The sequence below is a fragment of the Streptosporangium sp. NPDC002544 genome (genome assembly GCF_040295965.1).
GTDB lineage: Bacteria > Actinomycetota > Actinomycetes > Streptosporangiales > Streptosporangiaceae > Streptosporangium.
The window spans coordinates 79,972-96,236 of the sequence record NZ_JBEOWJ010000012.1 but is presented as its reverse complement, the minus strand read 5'-3'; the positions used below and the strand labels follow the sequence as shown (position 1 = coordinate 96,236).

14 protein-coding genes and 1 pseudogene are annotated in these 16,265 nt (G+C 69.4%); 9 read left to right on the top strand and 6 right to left on the bottom strand.

What is annotated here, in order from left to right:
* Nucleotides 1–55 precede the first annotated feature (55 nt).
* The 3 genes from ABT061_RS20115 to ABT061_RS20105 all read left to right on the top strand — a co-directional run bounded on the left by ABT061_RS20115 (nucleotide 56) and on the right by ABT061_RS20105 (nucleotide 4,796).
* A complete protein-coding gene (locus ABT061_RS20115) occupies nucleotides 56–853 on the top strand; it encodes a polyphosphate kinase 2 family protein (RefSeq protein WP_350919678.1) in 798 nt (265 codons plus the stop codon).
* A gap of 146 nt (nucleotides 854–999) precedes the next feature.
* The gene (locus tag ABT061_RS20110) at nucleotides 1,000–2,451 is read left to right on the top strand and encodes a bifunctional phosphatase PAP2/diacylglycerol kinase family protein (protein ID WP_350919675.1); all 1,452 of its coding nucleotides are present in this window, start codon (nucleotides 1,000–1,002) and stop codon (nucleotides 2,449–2,451) included.
* Between the two features lie 1,355 nt (nucleotides 2,452–3,806).
* Nucleotides 3,807–4,796, top strand: coding sequence for a hypothetical protein (locus tag ABT061_RS20105; RefSeq protein WP_350919672.1), 990 nt, complete (start codon nucleotides 3,807–3,809; stop codon nucleotides 4,794–4,796).
* 82 nt (nucleotides 4,797–4,878) lie between these two features.
* On the opposite strand, the gene ABT061_RS20100 is transcribed toward ABT061_RS20105, so the two are convergent.
* Together ABT061_RS20100 and ABT061_RS20095 are read right to left on the bottom strand one after the other, a co-directional pair.
* Nucleotides 4,879–5,169 (bottom strand): TFIIB-type zinc ribbon-containing protein, encoded by a 291-nt coding sequence (locus ABT061_RS20100; protein WP_350919669.1) that lies wholly within the window; start codon nucleotides 5,167–5,169, stop codon nucleotides 4,879–4,881.
* A gap of 45 nt (nucleotides 5,170–5,214) precedes the next feature.
* Complete coding sequence (locus ABT061_RS20095; RefSeq protein WP_350919666.1) at nucleotides 5,215–6,108, bottom strand: phosphotransferase family protein; 894 nt, start codon at nucleotides 6,106–6,108, stop codon at nucleotides 5,215–5,217.
* A 58-nt stretch (nucleotides 6,109–6,166) separates the two neighbouring features.
* On the opposite strand from ABT061_RS20095, the gene ABT061_RS20090 reads away from it, so the two are divergent.
* The 5 genes from ABT061_RS20090 (at nucleotide 6,167) to ABT061_RS20070 (ending at nucleotide 9,905) form a co-directional block, all read left to right on the top strand.
* The gene (locus ABT061_RS20090) at nucleotides 6,167–7,066 is read left to right on the top strand and encodes a TIGR03619 family F420-dependent LLM class oxidoreductase (protein ID WP_350919663.1); all 900 of its coding nucleotides are present in this window, start codon (nucleotides 6,167–6,169) and stop codon (nucleotides 7,064–7,066) included.
* A 24-nt stretch (nucleotides 7,067–7,090) separates the two neighbouring features.
* The gene (locus ABT061_RS20085; protein WP_350919660.1) at nucleotides 7,091–7,522 is read left to right on the top strand and encodes a nuclear transport factor 2 family protein; all 432 of its coding nucleotides are present in this window, start codon (nucleotides 7,091–7,093) and stop codon (nucleotides 7,520–7,522) included.
* A gap of 229 nt (nucleotides 7,523–7,751) precedes the next feature.
* Nucleotides 7,752–8,534: an HAD-IIA family hydrolase gene (locus ABT061_RS20080; protein ID WP_350963040.1), complete on the top strand. Its 783-nt coding sequence runs from the start codon at nucleotides 7,752–7,754 to the stop codon at nucleotides 8,532–8,534.
* Between the two features lie 67 nt (nucleotides 8,535–8,601).
* Nucleotides 8,602–9,234 carry a hypothetical protein gene (locus ABT061_RS20075; RefSeq protein WP_350919657.1) on the top strand — a complete coding sequence of 211 codons (633 nt, stop codon included), beginning with the start codon at nucleotides 8,602–8,604 and terminating at the stop codon, nucleotides 9,232–9,234.
* Nucleotides 9,207–9,905, top strand: a complete 699-nt coding sequence (locus ABT061_RS20070; protein ID WP_350919654.1) for an alcohol dehydrogenase catalytic domain-containing protein — start codon at nucleotides 9,207–9,209, stop codon at nucleotides 9,903–9,905. The genes ABT061_RS20075 and ABT061_RS20070 overlap by 28 nt, the downstream gene beginning before the upstream one ends.
* 297 nt (nucleotides 9,906–10,202) lie before the next feature.
* On the opposite strand, the gene ABT061_RS20065 is transcribed toward ABT061_RS20070, so the two are convergent.
* The 3 genes from ABT061_RS20065 to ABT061_RS20055 are packed head-to-tail and all read right to left on the bottom strand — an operon-like array spanning nucleotide 10,203 to nucleotide 14,313.
* Nucleotides 10,203–11,861 (bottom strand): long-chain fatty acid--CoA ligase, encoded by a 1,659-nt coding sequence (locus tag ABT061_RS20065; RefSeq protein WP_350919651.1) that lies wholly within the window; start codon nucleotides 11,859–11,861, stop codon nucleotides 10,203–10,205.
* A 2-nt stretch (nucleotides 11,862–11,863) separates the two neighbouring features.
* Nucleotides 11,864–13,615 (bottom strand): CocE/NonD family hydrolase, encoded by a 1,752-nt coding sequence (locus ABT061_RS20060; protein ID WP_350919648.1) that lies wholly within the window; start codon nucleotides 13,613–13,615, stop codon nucleotides 11,864–11,866.
* Complete coding sequence (locus ABT061_RS20055; RefSeq protein ID WP_350919645.1) at nucleotides 13,612–14,313, bottom strand: SDR family NAD(P)-dependent oxidoreductase; 702 nt, start codon at nucleotides 14,311–14,313, stop codon at nucleotides 13,612–13,614. Before ABT061_RS20055 ends, ABT061_RS20060 begins: the two co-directional genes overlap by 4 nt.
* A 102-nt stretch (nucleotides 14,314–14,415) precedes the next feature.
* Here ABT061_RS20055 and ABT061_RS20050 point away from each other — a divergent pair, with 102 nt between their 5' ends.
* Entirely contained in the window at nucleotides 14,416–15,066 is a 651-nt protein-coding gene (locus tag ABT061_RS20050) for a TetR/AcrR family transcriptional regulator (protein WP_350919642.1), read from the top strand.
* Between the two features lie 178 nt (nucleotides 15,067–15,244).
* On the opposite strand, the pseudogene ABT061_RS20045 reads toward ABT061_RS20050, so the two are convergent.
* Nucleotides 15,245–16,163 (bottom strand): annotated as a pseudogene (locus ABT061_RS20045) (IS5 family transposase).
* Nucleotides 16,164–16,265: the final 102 nt, after the last annotated feature.

The following is a 16,265-nucleotide window of genomic DNA, read 5'->3' as shown; positions in this document are numbered from 1 at the left end:
ACCGGAGCCGCTCTTCGGGAGTGCCCACGGGATGGGACATGCGAGGCTTGTCAGCATGAATCGCCTGGCTGAGGTTGACCTGTCACGGAAGCTCACCAAGAACGAGGCCTCCGAGCGGCTCGACGCCGCTCTCGAACGCCTGCTCCACCTGCGGCTCACGCTCGGCGGTCAGGTCGGCGAGCAGCGCATCGGTCCGCCGCTGTGCGTGGTCTTCGAGGGGTGGGACGCCTCGGGCAAGGGAGGTGCCATCAAGCGGCTGGTGCGCCCGCTGGACCCGCGCCACGTTCGCGTCGCGCAGTTCGCCGCGCCGACCTACGACGAGAAGCGTCACCACTTCCTGTGGCGGTTCTGGCCGGTCCTGCCCGGCTGGGGCGGGATGACCGTGCTCGACCGCTCCTGGTACGGCCGGGTGCTGGTGGAGCGGGTCGAGGGCTTCGCCACCGAGGAGCAGTGGTCCCGCGCGTACGGGGAGATCGTGGAGTTCGAGCGGACCCTCACGGCCGAAGGCATGATCTTGGTCAAGTTCTGGATGCACGTCTCCGAGGACGAGCAGCTACGGCGCTTCCAGGACCGGGCCGGTGACCCGCTGCGGGCCTGGAAGCTCACGGACGAGGACTGGCGCAACCGCGAGAAGCGTCCGCTGTACGAGGCCGCGGTGGAGGACATGCTCGCACGTACCGACCATCCGAAGGCGCCGTGGCACGTGGTCCCCGGCGACGACAAACGCCTGGCCCGCGTCACGGTGGTGGAGACCGTCTGCGCCGCGATCGAGGCCGAACTCGCCGCCCGGGGCTACGAGCCGGCGATCCCCGCCGCGCCGGAGGCCGGGGCGGAGGATGTGGCGGACGACTAGCGGGACCGTGTCGTTAAAGCCGTTCTGACAAGAAGCATGGAAGCGGTGGGGACGTGCCGGGCACCGCCTGTCAGGGTAGACGGCAGAATCAAATGACTGTCCGTTCGTCTGTCATCGTTCTTCGTCGTCGCGGGAGGGTGTGACGCATGCGGTTGAGCTCACGGCTGAGCAGGCTGGACCGGAGGGTGTTCGCCATGGTGGCGAGCGCGAGGTTGCCCGGTCTTGAACGCGTCGTGCCCGCGCTGTCACGCGCGGCGGACAACTCCCTGCTGTGGGCCGGGGTGGCTGGAGCGTTCGCGGTCAGCGGGCGCCGGCCGTTGCGCCGCGCCGCGACCAGAGGGCTGCTCGCGGTCAGCCTGGCCAGCCCGCTGGTCAACCTGGTCGGCAAGCAGGCCTTCCGCCGGAGCCGGCCATCGGCAGAAGGGCTACCGCTCGCCCGGCTGATCAAGATGCCCACCTCGGCGTCGTTCCCCTCGGGCCACTCCGCCTCGGCGGCCGCCTTCGCCGCGGCCGTGGCGATGGAGGCGCCTCGCGCGGTCGCGGTCCCCGTCGCGCTTCTCGCGGCCGCCGTCTGCTTCTCCCGCGTCTACACCGGCGTGCACTATCCGGGCGACGTGCTCGCGGGGGCCGGGATCGGCGTGGCGGCGGGACTGGTCACCCGCCGCATCTGGCCCGACGCCGGAGAGGCGGGGCACGCCCGCGCCGCCCTCACGGCGCCCTCCGCGCTGCTCGACCCGGAGGGCGAGGGGGCGGTCGCCGTGGTCGACGGCGCGGCCGACGCCGCCGCGGGAACGGCGGAGACGCTACGCGCGGCCCTTCCCCGGGCCGAGGTCGTCGAGGTGGCGCCGGGTGCCGACCTCGGAGCCGCCGTGCGGGACGCCGCTTCGCGGGCCAAGGTGCTCGCGGTGGCCGGAGGGGACGCCGTGGTCAACCTCGCGGCACAGGAGACGGCGGGCGCGGCGACCCCGCTGCTGGTCGTCCCCACAGGCGTCCGCGGCCGATTCGCCCGCGCGCTCGGAGTCGAGACCGTGCAGGAGGCGGCTGAGGCGTACCGCAACGGTGACCTCGTGGCCGTCGACGTCGGCGAGGTCGCGGGCCGGACGTTCGTCAACTCCGTCAGTGTGGGCCTCTACCAGGCACTGGCGGAGAGCAGGGAGCGCCGGCAGAGCCGGATCGGCACGTGGCCCGCGCTGTTCTGGGCCATGGCCGAGGTCCTCGGCCCCGGGGGCGCGCGGCCGGTGGATCTCATCGTGGACGGTGTGCCCAGGCGTGTCTGGACGGTGTTCGTGGGCAACTGTCGTTACGAGGCACGCGGTGCTGCTCCCGCCAGGCGGCAACGCCTGGAAGACGGTCTGCTGGACATCCGCGTGCTCGCCGCCGCCGACCGGCTGCCCCGGGTGCGGGTGTTTCTCAGCCTGCTGGCCGCAAGGGTGAAGCTCTCACGCCACTACCAGCAGTGGCAGGCCGACACGCTGCGCCTCTCGGCTCCCTCGGGCCGGCTGCCGCTGGCGCGTGACGGTGAGACGTTCACGGTCACGGGCGAGGCGGAGTTCACCAAGCGCCCGCGCTCGCTCCTCGTGGTCCGGCCGTCCGGCTGAGATCCGGGCGACGTCTCGGCAGTGATCGGGATCCGCACCGGTCGCCGAGGGCGACCGGTGCGGAACATCCCGATCTGTTGACGCGGGCTCACTGCCGGAGCCGTCCCGATCGTCGGGCGGGCGCCGGTGTTTCTAGCGGTCTCGGATGCATCTGGCGATGGTCTCCGAGGCTGCCGGTGGATCAGCCGCCGCCGCCTCCACCGCCACCGCCGCCACCGCCACCGCCGTGGCGCCTGGCGAAGCACCTCGCGGGATTCGCGTGTTCCCTACAGGGCTTCTGAGCGGAGGTGAAGACGGTCGTGGTGGCCTCCTGTGCCACAGTGCCGGCACTGGCGGGTTGGGCCGACATCGCTACGGGGGCGGCGAGGGTTGAGACGACCATCGCACCGGCTGCGAGCATGTTCCTAAGGATGATCATGAGAGATCACTCCTGCCGAATCGGTGGAACCCTGGGAGATACCCGGGCTGCCAAGACGCCTGACCGGTATCGAGGACGACACCCGACCTGGCGTCCGGATCTGACTCACGCTAGGTGCGAAGCGTGAGAACGGTCATCTCAGGGAGGCAAAGGTAGCGGTTCAGTCTGATTGCCCTAGGGTTCCCGACAAGAATTAATCAAAGGCGTTTAATCACTCTGAGCTACACCTCAAGTGGCGAGGGTAGTTGTTTCCAAAGCTCTCCTGATCCGATGGCATGGTTTTCCGGGAACTCCTCATGGCGCGGGTGGCCTTCGGGGGTGAAAGACCCGGTTTAGGTAAGCACCTGGGCTTTTCACCGTTTTCTTCCACGCACTCCGGCGAGAGCCGGGCCGAGGATGTTCACCCGTACTGGTCGGTATGAGGGGACATGTCAGCCTCCGCTCCTCCGGGTGGTGTGGGGGTAGATCATGTTGTCCCGTCCGTGGTGGCGGACATGACCTCGCGCCGCCATATCGGCCGCCGGGAAACAGCCGAAACCGGTTCGGGGCTCCAGATGGCGGAGGGTGCGGGAAAAGGCTTGACAGGACCAGAGGCGTACTGTCATATTCCCCTCCCGCAGGAGGGGCCGTTGGGGTGCTGAGGCTTCGGACACCGCGTCGCACGAGTCGCCTTTCCGGCCCGGCGCATATCCGACCTCGGCGGACCCTTTATTGTCCCGATGACGATTTCCTGCGGAATCCCAGTGGCGTCAGAGAGCTCGCCCAGGCTCTGGAGACCTATCGGGGCGCACTCGTCATGGTCAGCCACGACCTGTCGTTCCTGGGATCCGCCGGTGTCACCCGGTGGCTGTCCGTGAATCGGGAGGGGGTTGGTGGAGACCACCGATTTTCCGGCACTGTTTGACGGACAATGATCGATGCGGCAATAGTTTGGTAAGTGACTACCCCCCGTATCCTCGCCTGTGCCGTGGCAACCCTGGTGGCCCTGACCGCCTGCACCGCGTCCTCTGACGAGAAGGTGGTCGGCCCGGCCACCGCGGGCGGTGTGGCCGGAGTGGGCCAGGGGTCCGGCGGCCGGGCCTCTTCGCCGCCCACCGGCTCACCCGCCACCTCACCCGCCGTCGTGACGCTGACGCCCGAGGAGTACCGGACCGAGTTGGAGAAGGCGCGCGGCCCGGTGCGTGCCGCGGTGAAGAAGCTGGCCGCGACCGGCGGGCTGAAGACCCTCGACAAGCGGCTGAAGCAGGCCTCCACCGCGGTGGACGGCGCGGTGACCCGATTGGCCGAGCTGGCCCCTCCCGCGGAGGTGAAGGTCCAGCACGACGACTACGTCGAGGCCCTGCGCGCCCTGTCGGTCGCCTTCGGAGGCGCCCGCCGGGACGCCGAGGCACAGCGGTTCTGCACCGGCCCCGCCGTGCTGACCGGCATGGACAGAGCAGGGGAGCTGTCCGATGTGGAGAAGGCGGCCGACGCGCTGAGCGGATATCCGGCGAGCGTCATCTCGGTCAAGGCGCCCAAGCAGCGCACCCGCCGACTGCCCAACGGCAGATTCATCGCCTCCGAGGGCCGTCCGGGGCGCGCCTTCCTCGAACTGCGCAACGGCACCCGGCAGGACGCCGTCGTCGTCCTGGTGCGCGGCAAGCGGAAGGCGGTCACCGTGTACGTCAGAAAGAAGTCGAAGTTCAAGATCCGGGGGGTGCGGGACGGCAGCTACAAGATCTACTACACCTTCGGCAGCGACTGGGATTCCAAGGCCCGCAGCTTCACCCGGTCGTGCGACTTCGAGCAGTTCGGCAAGTCCGTGCGGTTCAGGACCGTCTACACCGCGGCCCAGATCCGCTGGACCGACTGGACGATCACCCTGCACGCCGTCATGGGGGGCACCGTGAAGCCAAAGCGGATCAAGCCGGGCGACTTCCCCGGCTGACCTGCTCTTCGGTGGGCCGCCACGGACGCGAAGACCGCGATCTCGTCGTGAGATCGCGGTCCCTGTGTTCCCCCGGCTCCGATCAGGTCGAGAAGAGCATCCCCACCCAGCTGCGCTGGCGGTGGTGACCGTAGTGACCGTGGTGCGGTGCACCCCAGGCGGGAGCGCCGTAGCCGGGAGCGCCGTGCACGGGCGGCGGCGGAGGAGGCGGCGGAGCAGCGTGGGACTGCTGTGACCACTGGCTCTCCATGCGGGTCAGCGTCTCAAGCTCGCCGTAGTCCAGGAAGATTCCGCGACAGCTCTCACACTGGTCGATGTGGACGCCGTTGCGCTCGTAGGTGCGCATGGCGCCCCGACACTTGGGGCACTGCATCTGGCTGGTCTCCTTTTTCGGGCGTGATTACCAAGTAACCACAACCTACTGCGTGGGCACAGCATGGCAGGCGCTTCTGTGTCGGACAATCCTCAGGCACGCCTCGACGAGGATCTCCTCGACCTCGTCCAGCGGGCGCCCCGCCCGCCCGGCGGTGGCCACCGCCGCCGCCGCGAGCTGTACGGTCATCGCCTGCGCGGGGATCTCCAGCCGCTCCCACGGGTCACCGTCCGGAGGGACGGCGCCCCCGCCCGCGGCGCGGTAGGCATCCAGGAAGCGGTGCCACACCTGCGGTTCCAGCAGCCCGGCCGCGAACCAGGCGGCGGGCCTGGACAGGTCCCACGCCTGGTCGCCGACGCCCAGGTCGTCGATGTCGATGAGGATCCACTCGTCCGGCGCGCGGACCATCTGGCCCATGTGCCAGTCGCCGTGGGTCAGGCCGCCGGGGCCCGCGGAAGGGGAGGGCAGGCAGCCGAAGGCCCGGCGTACCGCCAGCTCGGCGGCGGAGCGGTCGCCCAGGCGGGCGACGGTCGCGGCCACCCGGCTCGGCCCTCCCGCGGCTCCCAGCGGGGGCAGGGTCCGCGCGGGTACGGCGTGCAGCCGTGCCAGCAGCCGGGCGGCGGCCTCCCAGGGCGCCGCGTCCGGATCCTCGGGGTCCACCGGAGTCCCGGCCGGCCAGACGGTGACCAGCCGATCCCCGGCGGTCATGACCTCCTCGGTCACCGGCTGGAGCATGATCTGGCGCAGCGCCGGATGGGCGGTGGCCCGCATCCGCTCCACCAGCGGTTCCCGCTCCGCCCCCGGTGCGTGCGCCTTGACCACGACGGAGCCGGCCCGCATGATGATCACGTCCGGCCTGGTCGGCAGCACGGTGCCGGCCACACCGCCGTACTCGACGCCGATCCGGCGTAATGTGTCGATCAGATCGTCGCTGTCCACCGGGAAAGTGAACCACTCGATCCAGGATCTTGCCGAGCAGCCGCATAAAGTACGAGATATGAGGATCGGGTTTGCGGTGCCGGTGTCGGGGTCATGGGCGACGCCGGGCAACATGACGCGGGTGGCACGCCGGGCCGAGGAACTCGGCTACCACGAGGTGTGGACCTTCCAGCGTCTGCTCTATCCGCAGGGGCACGACATGGGCCCGATCTACCGCAGCGTGCACGACCCGGTGGTCACGCTCGCCTACCTGGCGGGGTTGACGAGCCGGATCAGGCTCGGGGTCGCGGTGCTCAACATACCGTTCGTCTCGCCGGCGCTGCTGGCCAAGCAGCTGGCCAGCCTGCAGGCGGTCTCCGGCGGGCGGCTGGACGTGGGACTCGGGCTGGGCTGGCTGCCCGAGGAGTTCGCCGCCTCGGGGGCGTCGTTCGAGCGGCGCGGGCGGCGCGGGGAGGAGTTCGTCCCGCTGCTGCGGCGCCTGTGGACGGAGGAGGTCGTGGAGCACAGCGGCGAGTTCTACGAGCTGCCGGCCGCGTACCAGGATCCCAAACCGCCCACCGTGCCGCCGATCCTGCTGGGCGGGTCGGCGGAGGTGGCGCTGAGGCGCGTCGGGCGGCTGGCGGACGGCTGGATCAGTTCGAGCCGTGAGGACCTCGACGAGATCGACAAGAAGATCTCCGTCGCCAAGGAGGCCGCTCGTGACGCCGGGCGCGATCCCGAGGCGCTGCGCTTCGTCACCCGGGGCGTCACCCGCATCCGCCCCTCGGGGACGGCCGGACGAGGGCCGCTGACCGGCTCGTTCGAGGAGATCAGGCAGGACGTCGACAGGCTGGCGGCCAAGGGCGTCACCGACGTCTTCCACGACCTCAACTTCGATCCGGAGATCGGATCGCCCGACGCCGACCCCGAGGAGTCGATGCGCAGGGCGGAGGCGGCACTGGAGGCACTCGCGCCCTGATCAAGCGTTTGGTTCGATAGGGGCATGAGGGCACAGGAGATGGCGGACCGGCTGGAGATCGGCGAGTTGCTCGCCAGGTACGCCTACGCGGTGGACACCGGAGACTGGGAACGGCTCGACCTGGTCTTCACCCCGGATGCGGTGATCGACTACACCTCGGCGGGCGGTATCAGGGGCAGCAGGGACGAGGCACGGCGATGGCTCGCCGAGGTGCTGCCGACCTGGCCGGGACGCCAGCACCTGATCGGGGTGATGACCATCAGGTTCGACGGGGACGAGGCGGCGGTCACCGCCTCGTTCACCGACACGCTCGCGCCGTCCAGGGAGATGATCGCCGCCGACACCGCAGGGCTCATCCGCGGCGGCGGCTGGTACCACCACCGCCTGGTCCGCACCATGTACGGCTGGCGGAGCAGAGAACTGATCGAGGAACAGACCTGGCGGACCGTGCGTTAGGCCATGGCCCCTGGGGCTTTCGCCCACCGTTCCCCGCCACGGCAAGATCCGCGGACAGGGGCCGGAGCGGGAACGGGTAGGGGCGGTCCGGTACCGTGCGGTGGCCGGAGGCCCGTTTGGGCGGCCGTTCAACTGCGCGATGCTCTGATGTGCGAGCCTGATGGCGCATTGTCGGCCTTGCCCTGCCATCCTGGTTCTCGTACATATACGGCCGGAACAGAGGAGAACGGTGGACGAGCGCAAGCCGATCGAGTGCTGGCTGTCGGACATGGACGGGGTCCTCGTCCATGAAGGACACCCGGTGCCCGGTGCAGACGAGTTCATCCGCCGGCTGCGCGAGTCCGGCAAGCGGTTCCTGGTCCTGACCAACAACTCCATATACACCCCGCGTGACCTCGCCGTACGACTGCGCGCGGCAGGCCTGGACATCCCGCCGGAGTCGATCTGGACCTCCGCGCTGGCCACCGCCAGGTTCCTGGACGGCCAGCGCCCCGGAGGCTCGGCGTACGTGGTCGGCGAGGCCGGTCTGACCACGGCCCTGCACGAGATCGGCTACGTGCTCACCGACATCGCCCCCGACTACGTGGTCCTGGGCGAGACCCGCACCTACAGCTTCACCCAGATCACCCGGGCGATCCGGCTGATCGAGGGCGGCGCCCGGTTCATCGCCACCAACCCCGACGCGGTCGGGCCTTCCAACGAGGGGTCGCTGCCCGCCTGCGGCGCGGTCGCCGCGATGATCACCAAGGCGACCGGGGTGGAGCCCTACTTCGTGGGCAAGCCCAACCCGATGATGATGCGCAGCGCGCTGCGGGCCATCGACGGCCACAGCGAGAGCACCGCGATGATCGGTGACCGGATGGACACCGACATCGTCTCCGGCATGGAGGCGGGACTGCACACGATCCTGGTGCTGACCGGGGTCGTCAGCAGGGACCAGATCGACCGCTACCCGTTCCGTCCCTCCCGGGTGGTCGACTCGGTCGCCGACCTGATCGAGCTGATCGACTAGGGCCTGTCCGCCGGGCGGGGAGTATTCCTGCCGTGATCTGTCAGGTACGGGTGCCATGCTGCCGTGCATGACACGTGTTTACCTGGAGATCGGTGCCAAGAAGGTCTTCGCCTGCTCGGTGGAGTGGCCGGGCTGGTGCCGGATCGGCAGATCCGAGGAGGAGGCGCTGGAGGCGCTGGTGACGTACGCGCCGCGCTACCGGGTCGTCGCGGAGCGGGCGGGGCTGCTCTTCGAGCCGGCGGACCCGGTGGTGGTGGAGCGGGCCAAGGGCGGCACCACCACGGACTTCGGGGCCATCGAGGCGATCCCCTCGCTCGACGCCGAACCGGTCGGTGAGGCGGAGGCCGCTCGGGCCGTCGCGTTGGTCGAGGCGGCCTGGAAGCTCTTCGGCGAGGCGGCCGCCGCCTCGCCTGAGGAACTGCGCAAGGGGCCGCGCGGCGGTGGCAGGGACCGCGACAAGATGGTCGCCCACGTCGTCGAGGCCGAGCGCGCGTACGCCCGCAAGGTCGGCGTCCGCCACAAGCCTCCACGCGAGCCCGCGGACCTGGCGGCGATGCGCGCGGATCTCGCCGAGGTGCTGTCCCGGCCCTCCGAAGGAGGGCCGCCGGTCCCCGGCGGCTGGCCCGTCCGCTACGCCGCCCGCCGCATCGCCTGGCACGTCCTCGACCACCTGTGGGAGATGGAGGACCGCCGGACCTAGTGCTCCTATGCCCGGGGCGAGCACGACCTGAAGCGCACCGAGCAGGGCTGGAAGCTGACCGGGGCGCGCGTTCGGCCCGTCCACCACACCGGCAACGCCAACCTCCTCGCGGACGTCGCGGTGATCACCAAGTGAGCGCCCACGAGCCCCAAGCCCGCACGATCACCTTCGAGCGCTTCGGGCCGGCCGACGTCCTCACCCTCACCTCGGCCGCGATACCGCGGCCGGGGCCGGGCGAGGCCGTGGTCGAGGTACGTGCCATTGGCGTCGACTTCATGGACGTCTCCACCCGCCTCGGCTTCAACCCGACCGTCCGACCGCCCGCGACGCCTGGCGTCGAGGGCTCAGGCGTCATCCGCGCACTGGGCCCCGGCACCGACGACCTCCACGTCGGCCGGCGCGTGGCCTGGTATCACGTGCCCGGCAGTTACACCACCCACCTCCTGGCCCCCGCCGCCGCACTCGTCCCGTCCCCGACGCGACCTGGAATCCCGCCACACCGTCGGCAAACTGATCATCGAACCCTGAACAGCGTCCGTCCCGAACGACCTCGAACCGAGCGCGGGCGGCGCCGACACCGGGGCCACCCGCGTCCGCGCGGTGACGCCCCGTCCCGGCCGCCGCCGAACCAGCCTCCTTGGCGGATGCCCCGGCCTCCGAGGCCGGCTTGAAGTACCGACGGACGTTCTCCGGCTTGCGATGCCGCGACTTGGCGCCACCAGGTCGACGCCAGCAGTCCGACCCCGGCCGCGAACGCCGAAGCGTCCAAATGGCCGGCCCATGACCGCCGTCGCCATCGGCCCTCGGCCTCCGTGTCGCCCGCAACCGGAGCCCTTGGCCGTGCCTACTCGTCGTCCGGGTCCGATCTGGTCAGGCCGCGAAACAGCCGTCGACGTTACAGCTGACGCCGGTGCCCCTCACTCGCTCATGGATGAAAGACATCGGCTGTCAGCAGAGCGATGCCACCATCAACGGTCTGCCCTCTGCGGCTCAGCCATGGGCTCGCTGACCTGATAGCCGCCAAATCGTTCACGGAGCGTCTTCTTCGAGAACTTGCCGACGCTGGTCTTGGGGATCTCGTCGATGAACTCCACCACGTCGGGTACCCACCATTTGGCGACCCGCTCGGCGAGGAACTGGAGGACTTCGCTGGAGGTGAGTGCCTCGCCTTCCTTGGCCACGACAACTGCCAGCGGGCGCTCTACCCAGTGTTCGTGCGGGATGGCGATCACCGCCGCCTCGGCGACCTTCGGATGCGCCATGATCGCATTCTCCAGCTCGACCGATCCGATCCACTCGCCGCCGGACTTGATCAGGTCCTTGGTACGGTCGACCAGCCGGACCGAGCCGTGGCGGTCGATCGTGGCGACGTCGCCGGTGCGCAACCAGCCGTCCTCGGTGAACTGCGCACCGCCGCCCTCAGCGCGGTAGTACTCCTTGGCGACCCACGGCCCTGCCGCCTGTACCTCGCCGGTGGCCGTGTCGTCCCACGGCTGCGGCTCGCCGGTCTCGGGGTCGCAGATGCGCAGCTCGACCAGCGGTGCGGCCAAGCCCTGCCGGGCGCGTACGCCGTCACGCTCGTCCTCCGGCAGGGCGGCGTGCTGGGTGCCGGGCCGGGCGATGGTAGCGATCGGGCTGGTCTCGGTCATCCCCCATGCCTGCAGGATCGGCACGCCGATGGCCTCGCGGTAGGCCGCCGACAGCGCCTTCGGCACCGCCGACCCGCCGCACAGGATCGTGCGCAGCGACGACAGGTCGTGCTCGGCGAGCAGCGGCTGGACGCCCATCCAGATGGTGGGCACGCCGCCGGTGACGGTCACCTTGTGCCGCTCCAGCAGCGAGGCGATCGCGTGCGGGGTCATGTTCGAGCCCGGGAAGACGAAGGACGCGCCCGCCAGCAGCGCGCCGTACGGCAGGCCCCAGGCGCCTGCGTGGAACATCGGGACGACCGGCAGCACCACGTCGCGTTCCGACAGCGCCGCCGGGCCGTCGGCGATCAGCGTCATCAGCGAGTGCAGCACCGTCGAGCGCTGGCTGTAGACCACCCCTTTCGGGTTGCCGGTGGTGCCGGAGGTGTAGCACATCGCGGCGGCGGTGTTCTCGTCGGCGATGTGGAAGGTGCCGCTGTACGGCTGCGCCGCGGACAGCAACTGCTCGTAGTCGGCGATGCGCGGGTCGTCGGGGATCGGGGCGTCGGATCCGTCGTCGATCACCACGCAAGTGCGCACGGTCTCCAATCGGTCGGTCAGCGGCCACAGCACGGGTAACAGCGAGCGGTCGACGAAGACGACCTCGTCCTCGGCATGGTTGACGATGTAGACCAACTGGTCGGGAAACAGCCGGATGTTGAGGGTGTGCAGCACCCGGCCGGTGCACGGCGCCGCCAGGTACAGCTCCAGATGCCGGGCGGTGTTCCAGCAGAATGTGCCGACCCGCCCGTCCGCGCTGACGCCCAGCATGTCCAGCACGGTGGCGAGCCTGCGCACCCGCGCGCACATGTCGGCGATCGTCGTCGTGGTCTCGCCGGAGGCCTCGGCCGTGATGATCGTCTTGTGGCCGAAGTACTGCTCGGCGCGGTGGAAGAGGTGGGGTAGGGCGAGCGGGCGGTCCTGCATGAGTCCGAGCATCGCTACTCCTGAGTCGGCTCGCGGATGATGACGGGGAGGGTGACCCTGCTTGGATACGAGGGGCCGTGGTGGATCCGGTTGAGCGCGACAGCCATCTCCGACTCGTGCTCACGGGTGATCACGCCGCCGGTGCCCGAATTGCGGTCGAAGCGCGGGAAGTTGCTGCTGGAGATCTCCACCAGGATCCGGTGCCCCGGCAGGAATACGTTCGAGGTCGCCAGCAGGTCCACGGTGATCTCGTAGACGACGCCTGGCTCCATCAGCTCCGGCTTCTCCAGCGAGTCGCGGTAGCGCATCCGCTGGATGCCGTCGCACAGGTTGATCGCGCGGCCGTCCGGGTGGACGTCGACCAGCTTGACCGTGAAGTCGGTGTCGACCACCGACGACGACACGAACAAGGTCGCCGACACGGGTCCGGTCACCTCCACGGCCTCATCGAGGACGCCGCTGCTGAAGCACAGCACGTCGTCACGGCTCTGGACCGGGCGCTGATCGGTGGGGCCGTTGAAGCCGGTCGGCCGCATGACGGAGCCGCCCAGAGTCGGCACCGGCCGGTGCGGGTCGTAGAGGTAGGCATCGGTGAAGTTACTCTCGGGCTTATCCGAGGTCAGCGACCCGGAACCGACCGCGGTGTTGGCGGGACCGGAGCCGTCCAGGAAGTAGGGGATGTATCGGGTGTCGGGTAACGGCCAGCCCTGTTCGTCACGCCACTGGTCGATGCCCATAACGAAGATCCGGACCGGCGCCATGCTGTCGAGCGCATCCTTCCGGCCGCGCAGCCACCGGTCGAAGAACGCCAGATGCGCACCCGTCATGTCGGCCGCCTCAGGTGAGGCGCCTATCCCGAAGCTGCGGTCGGGAAAGACCCCGCTCACCGTGGTGTGGCTCCATGGCCCGATGATCAGCCGCTGTCCCTCGCGCGCCTCGGCCGTTCCGCCGCGCTGCTTCATCTCGGCGTAAGCGTGGATGGTTTCGCCCAGGAACGGGTCGTACCAGCCGCCGATGTTCAACGCCGGCACCGTGATGGAGGCCGCCCTGTCCAGCGCCGACAGCTCCTGCCAGACGTCGTCGCGATCCGGGTGGTCCATCGCCTGATCGAAGATCCATGGCAGGTACTTCGCCAGCAGCGGATGCTCCGCCGTCGGCGTGGCCGCCACCAACGCGTCCATGTCGTTCAGCGCCTCGCCCAGCCCGACCAGGTCGGCCGCCTCTCCCTTGCCGGAGCGCAGCCTTCGCGTCACGTCGTTGGCGCTCATGAGCGAGGTGAAGGTCAAGATGGTGTCCAGGGAGAAGGCGCCGCCCGGCGAGTAGTACGGGGCGCGGTAGAGGTCCGCGGAGGTGATCGCCGGGGCGATCGCCTTCAAGCCGGGCACGCCGGTGGCGGCGACCTGCCACTGCACCATCCCGAGGTAGGACACGCCCCAGGTGCCGATGTTGCCGTCGCACCAGTCCTGCCCGGTCAGCCAGGTCACGGTGTCCGCGCCGTCGGCGGACTCGTTGACGTGCGGGGTGTGGTCGCCGGCGGAGTTGAAGGTGCCGCGGCACTCCTGGACGACGACGGCGTAGCCGTTCTCGACGAGGGTGAAGATGTTGGGCGAGGTGAACCCGTAGTTGGCCAGCACGTGCTTGCCGTACGGATTGCGCACCAGCAGGACCGGGACCGGGCCGCCGGTCTGCGGGAGCCAGATGTCGGTGGCGAGCTCGGCGCCGTCGCGCATGGGCACCGGCACGTCGACCGAGACGCTGTACCTCACGGGTGCACCACCTCGACCAGGTCCCGCCTGCGCACCAGCGCCCAGACGAGGTCGGCGAGCTCGTCCGGGTCGATCACCGGCAGGTCGACCGCCAGCCGCATGTCGCCTGAGCGCACGGCCTGGTGGGCCTCGCTGCGATCGATGAGCGCGCGCACCGCCACCGCGCCCGCGTAGACGCCGTGCTCTGCCAGCTCGTCGTGCAGGGTATGGATGTAGTTGCGGGCGGCGGCCAGCACCGGGACCGGTCCGGACAGGCCCGCCGACGGCTCGAGCACCGAGTAGCCGTACCCCGTCACGATGGCGCCGGCACGGCGTTCGAGCATCTCTGGCAGCACCGCGTGCACCAGCTCGACCGGGGTCAGCAGGTACAGGTCGACCCAGTCGCGCAGCGTGGCCGCGTCGAGCTCGGCGGCGGGGATGAGGGTGGCGGGGCTGAACGGCGAGTACACCACGGCGTCGATCCGCCCGAAGCGCGCCCTGATGGACGCGACCAGAGCCGGGACGTCTTCGGTGCGACGCAGGTCCGCGACGAACGCCGCCGCCTCGATGTCGTCGGCGGCCAGCTCGGCGACCAGCTGGTCCAAGGGTTCGCGGCGCCGGGCGACCAGCGCGACCCGGTAGCCCTCTTGGCCGAAGCGGCGGGCGAGCGAGAGGCCCATCCCGCCTCCGGCGCCGAATACGGCGATGGTCTTGGCCATGTCACGGCCTCCCACAATGGTAAGTTGAGACATGTTCTCAAGTTCCTTGCGATGCTAACACTAACTTGAGGAGCATCGTCAAGTTAGCCTTTGGGAGGTTTCATGCGCGCGGATGCTCGCCGCAACCTGGAAAAACTCAAGAGCGCCGCGGTCGAGGTGTTCCAGGAACGTGGCCTGAGCGTGCCCCTGGAGGAGATCGCCCAGCGCGCCGGGGTCAGCATCGGGACGCTGTACAACCGGTTCGAAAGCCGTCAGGAACTGATCGACGTGGTCGTCCCGGATCTCGCCGCGGCCAAGCTGGGCCAAGCAATGCAGCGGGCGCGGGAGCAGACCAGTCCGTGGCAGCGGTTCGCCGTCTACATCGAGGAGATGTGCGCACTCCAGGCCGCCGATACCGCACTCAACGACATCATCGCCCGCTCCTACCAGGACGCCACGGCGCTGGCAGCGATCTGCGACGAGTCCGTGGCCTTCGGCACCAGGCTCATCACCGAGGCCCAGGCCGACGGCTCACTACGTCCTGACCTCACCCCCGACGACGTCTTCGTGATGTTCTGGCTGAACGCCCACCTGACCCGCACCACCAGCGCCGCCGCCCCCGACGCCTGGCGGCGTCATATCGCCCTCCTCCTGGACGGCCTTCGCACCAGCGCCGCAACCCAGCTGCCGACTGGCCCCGACAGCGTGGCCGCTGCTCTGCCCGTGATGCTCACCGGCGGTGCACCACGGCGACGTGAAGGTGTCGAACGGTGATGGGGGTGTTCAAGTTGTCCCACACCAGCACCAGTGGCTCAAACAGTGCTCCGTTCCTCAGCGGAGGTTGCGAACGCGCTGCAGGGAAACCGAGATTGTCGGGCCTGCCTTCCTGATGCCAGGACCGGGGTGGATCTGTACTTCCGGTAAGGAACGTCGCACTGGTCCTGTCCCGTGATCATGTAACTGGGTGTCGGAGCCAGATCCTGATGGAGGCGACGTCAAGAGTGCCCTGGTAGATGATGGCTCTCTTGTCGTAGCGGGTGGCGACGGCACGGTACTGGCGGAGCTTGTTGACGCACCGCTCCACGGTGTTGCGCTCCTTGTAGGCCTCCCGGTCGAAGGCCGGCGGCCGTCCCCCTTGGAACCGAGTCTCTGCCGGTTGTCCTGCTGGTCCTTCTTGACCGGGATGACGGTCTTGATACCACGCCTCCGCAGGTAGTGGCGGTTGGCGCGGGAGGAGTACGCCTTGTCCGCCATCGCCCGGGCTGGGCGCGTGCGCGGTCGCCCGAGGCCACGACGTCGGATGCGGATGGCCTCCATCAGTGCAATGAACTGCGGGCAGTCAGCGTGCTGGCCGGGGGTGAGGATGCGGGCGATGGGGCGGCAACGCCGATCGGCCACCAGATGAATCTTGGTCGACAGCCCGCCCCGCGACCGGCCGAGGGCTTCTCGCCCCGACGTTACCCGTTCGTGATCTTTCCGGTCCCCTTTGACAGTGCGTCCTTGGCCGGAGCATGCCGAGCGCCGGCCGCGTGCTGATGAGCGCGCACCACCGTGGAATCGACGCTGACCGTCCAGTCCTCGCCCTCAGCCTCATCACACCCCGCGCGCAGCCCGTCCAGGATCCGCTCCCACGTGCCATCCAGCGACCAGCGGCGATGCCGGTTGTAGACCGCCTTCCACCTGCCATAGCAGGTCGGCAGGTCACGCCACGGACTGCTCGTCCGGGTCCGCCAGAAGATCCCGTTGATCACCGTGCGATGGTCATTCCACTGCGCACCCCAGCCTGTGCTCACCGGCAGCAGCGGCTGCAGCCGCGCCCACTCCTCATCGGTCAGATCATGACGCTTCAGACGCTCCTCATCCACACAGATGATCTACGCCAGACGACAGCACAAACACCGATAGGCCCTAGGCTCGGTCTATGCCGCGACAGGTGATGATCTGGCTAGTTCTGGCCCTGGTACTCGCGGGCT

What these genes read in the sequence shown, in the direction of transcription:
- ABT061_RS20115 (WP_350919678.1), top strand. Translation starts at nt 56, where the DNA reads ATGAATCGCCTGGCTGAGGTTGACCTGTCACGGAAGCTCACCAAGAAC.
- ABT061_RS20110 (WP_350919675.1), top strand. Translation starts at nt 1,000, where the DNA reads ATGCGGTTGAGCTCACGGCTGAGCAGGCTGGACCGGAGGGTGTTCGCC.
- ABT061_RS20100 (WP_350919669.1), bottom strand. Translation starts at nt 5,169, where the DNA reads ATGCAGTGCCCCAAGTGTCGGGGCGCCATGCGCACCTACGAGCGCAAC.
- ABT061_RS20090 (WP_350919663.1), top strand. Translation starts at nt 6,167, where the DNA reads ATGAGGATCGGGTTTGCGGTGCCGGTGTCGGGGTCATGGGCGACGCCG.
- ABT061_RS20085 (WP_350919660.1), top strand. Translation starts at nt 7,091, where the DNA reads ATGAGGGCACAGGAGATGGCGGACCGGCTGGAGATCGGCGAGTTGCTC.
- ABT061_RS20075 (WP_350919657.1), top strand. Translation starts at nt 8,602, where the DNA reads ATGACACGTGTTTACCTGGAGATCGGTGCCAAGAAGGTCTTCGCCTGC.
- ABT061_RS20065 (WP_350919651.1), bottom strand. Translation starts at nt 11,861, where the DNA reads ATGCTCGGACTCATGCAGGACCGCCCGCTCGCCCTACCCCACCTCTTC.
- ABT061_RS20055 (WP_350919645.1), bottom strand. Translation starts at nt 14,313, where the DNA reads ATGGCCAAGACCATCGCCGTATTCGGCGCCGGAGGCGGGATGGGCCTC.
- ABT061_RS20050 (WP_350919642.1), top strand. Translation starts at nt 14,416, where the DNA reads ATGCGCGCGGATGCTCGCCGCAACCTGGAAAAACTCAAGAGCGCCGCG.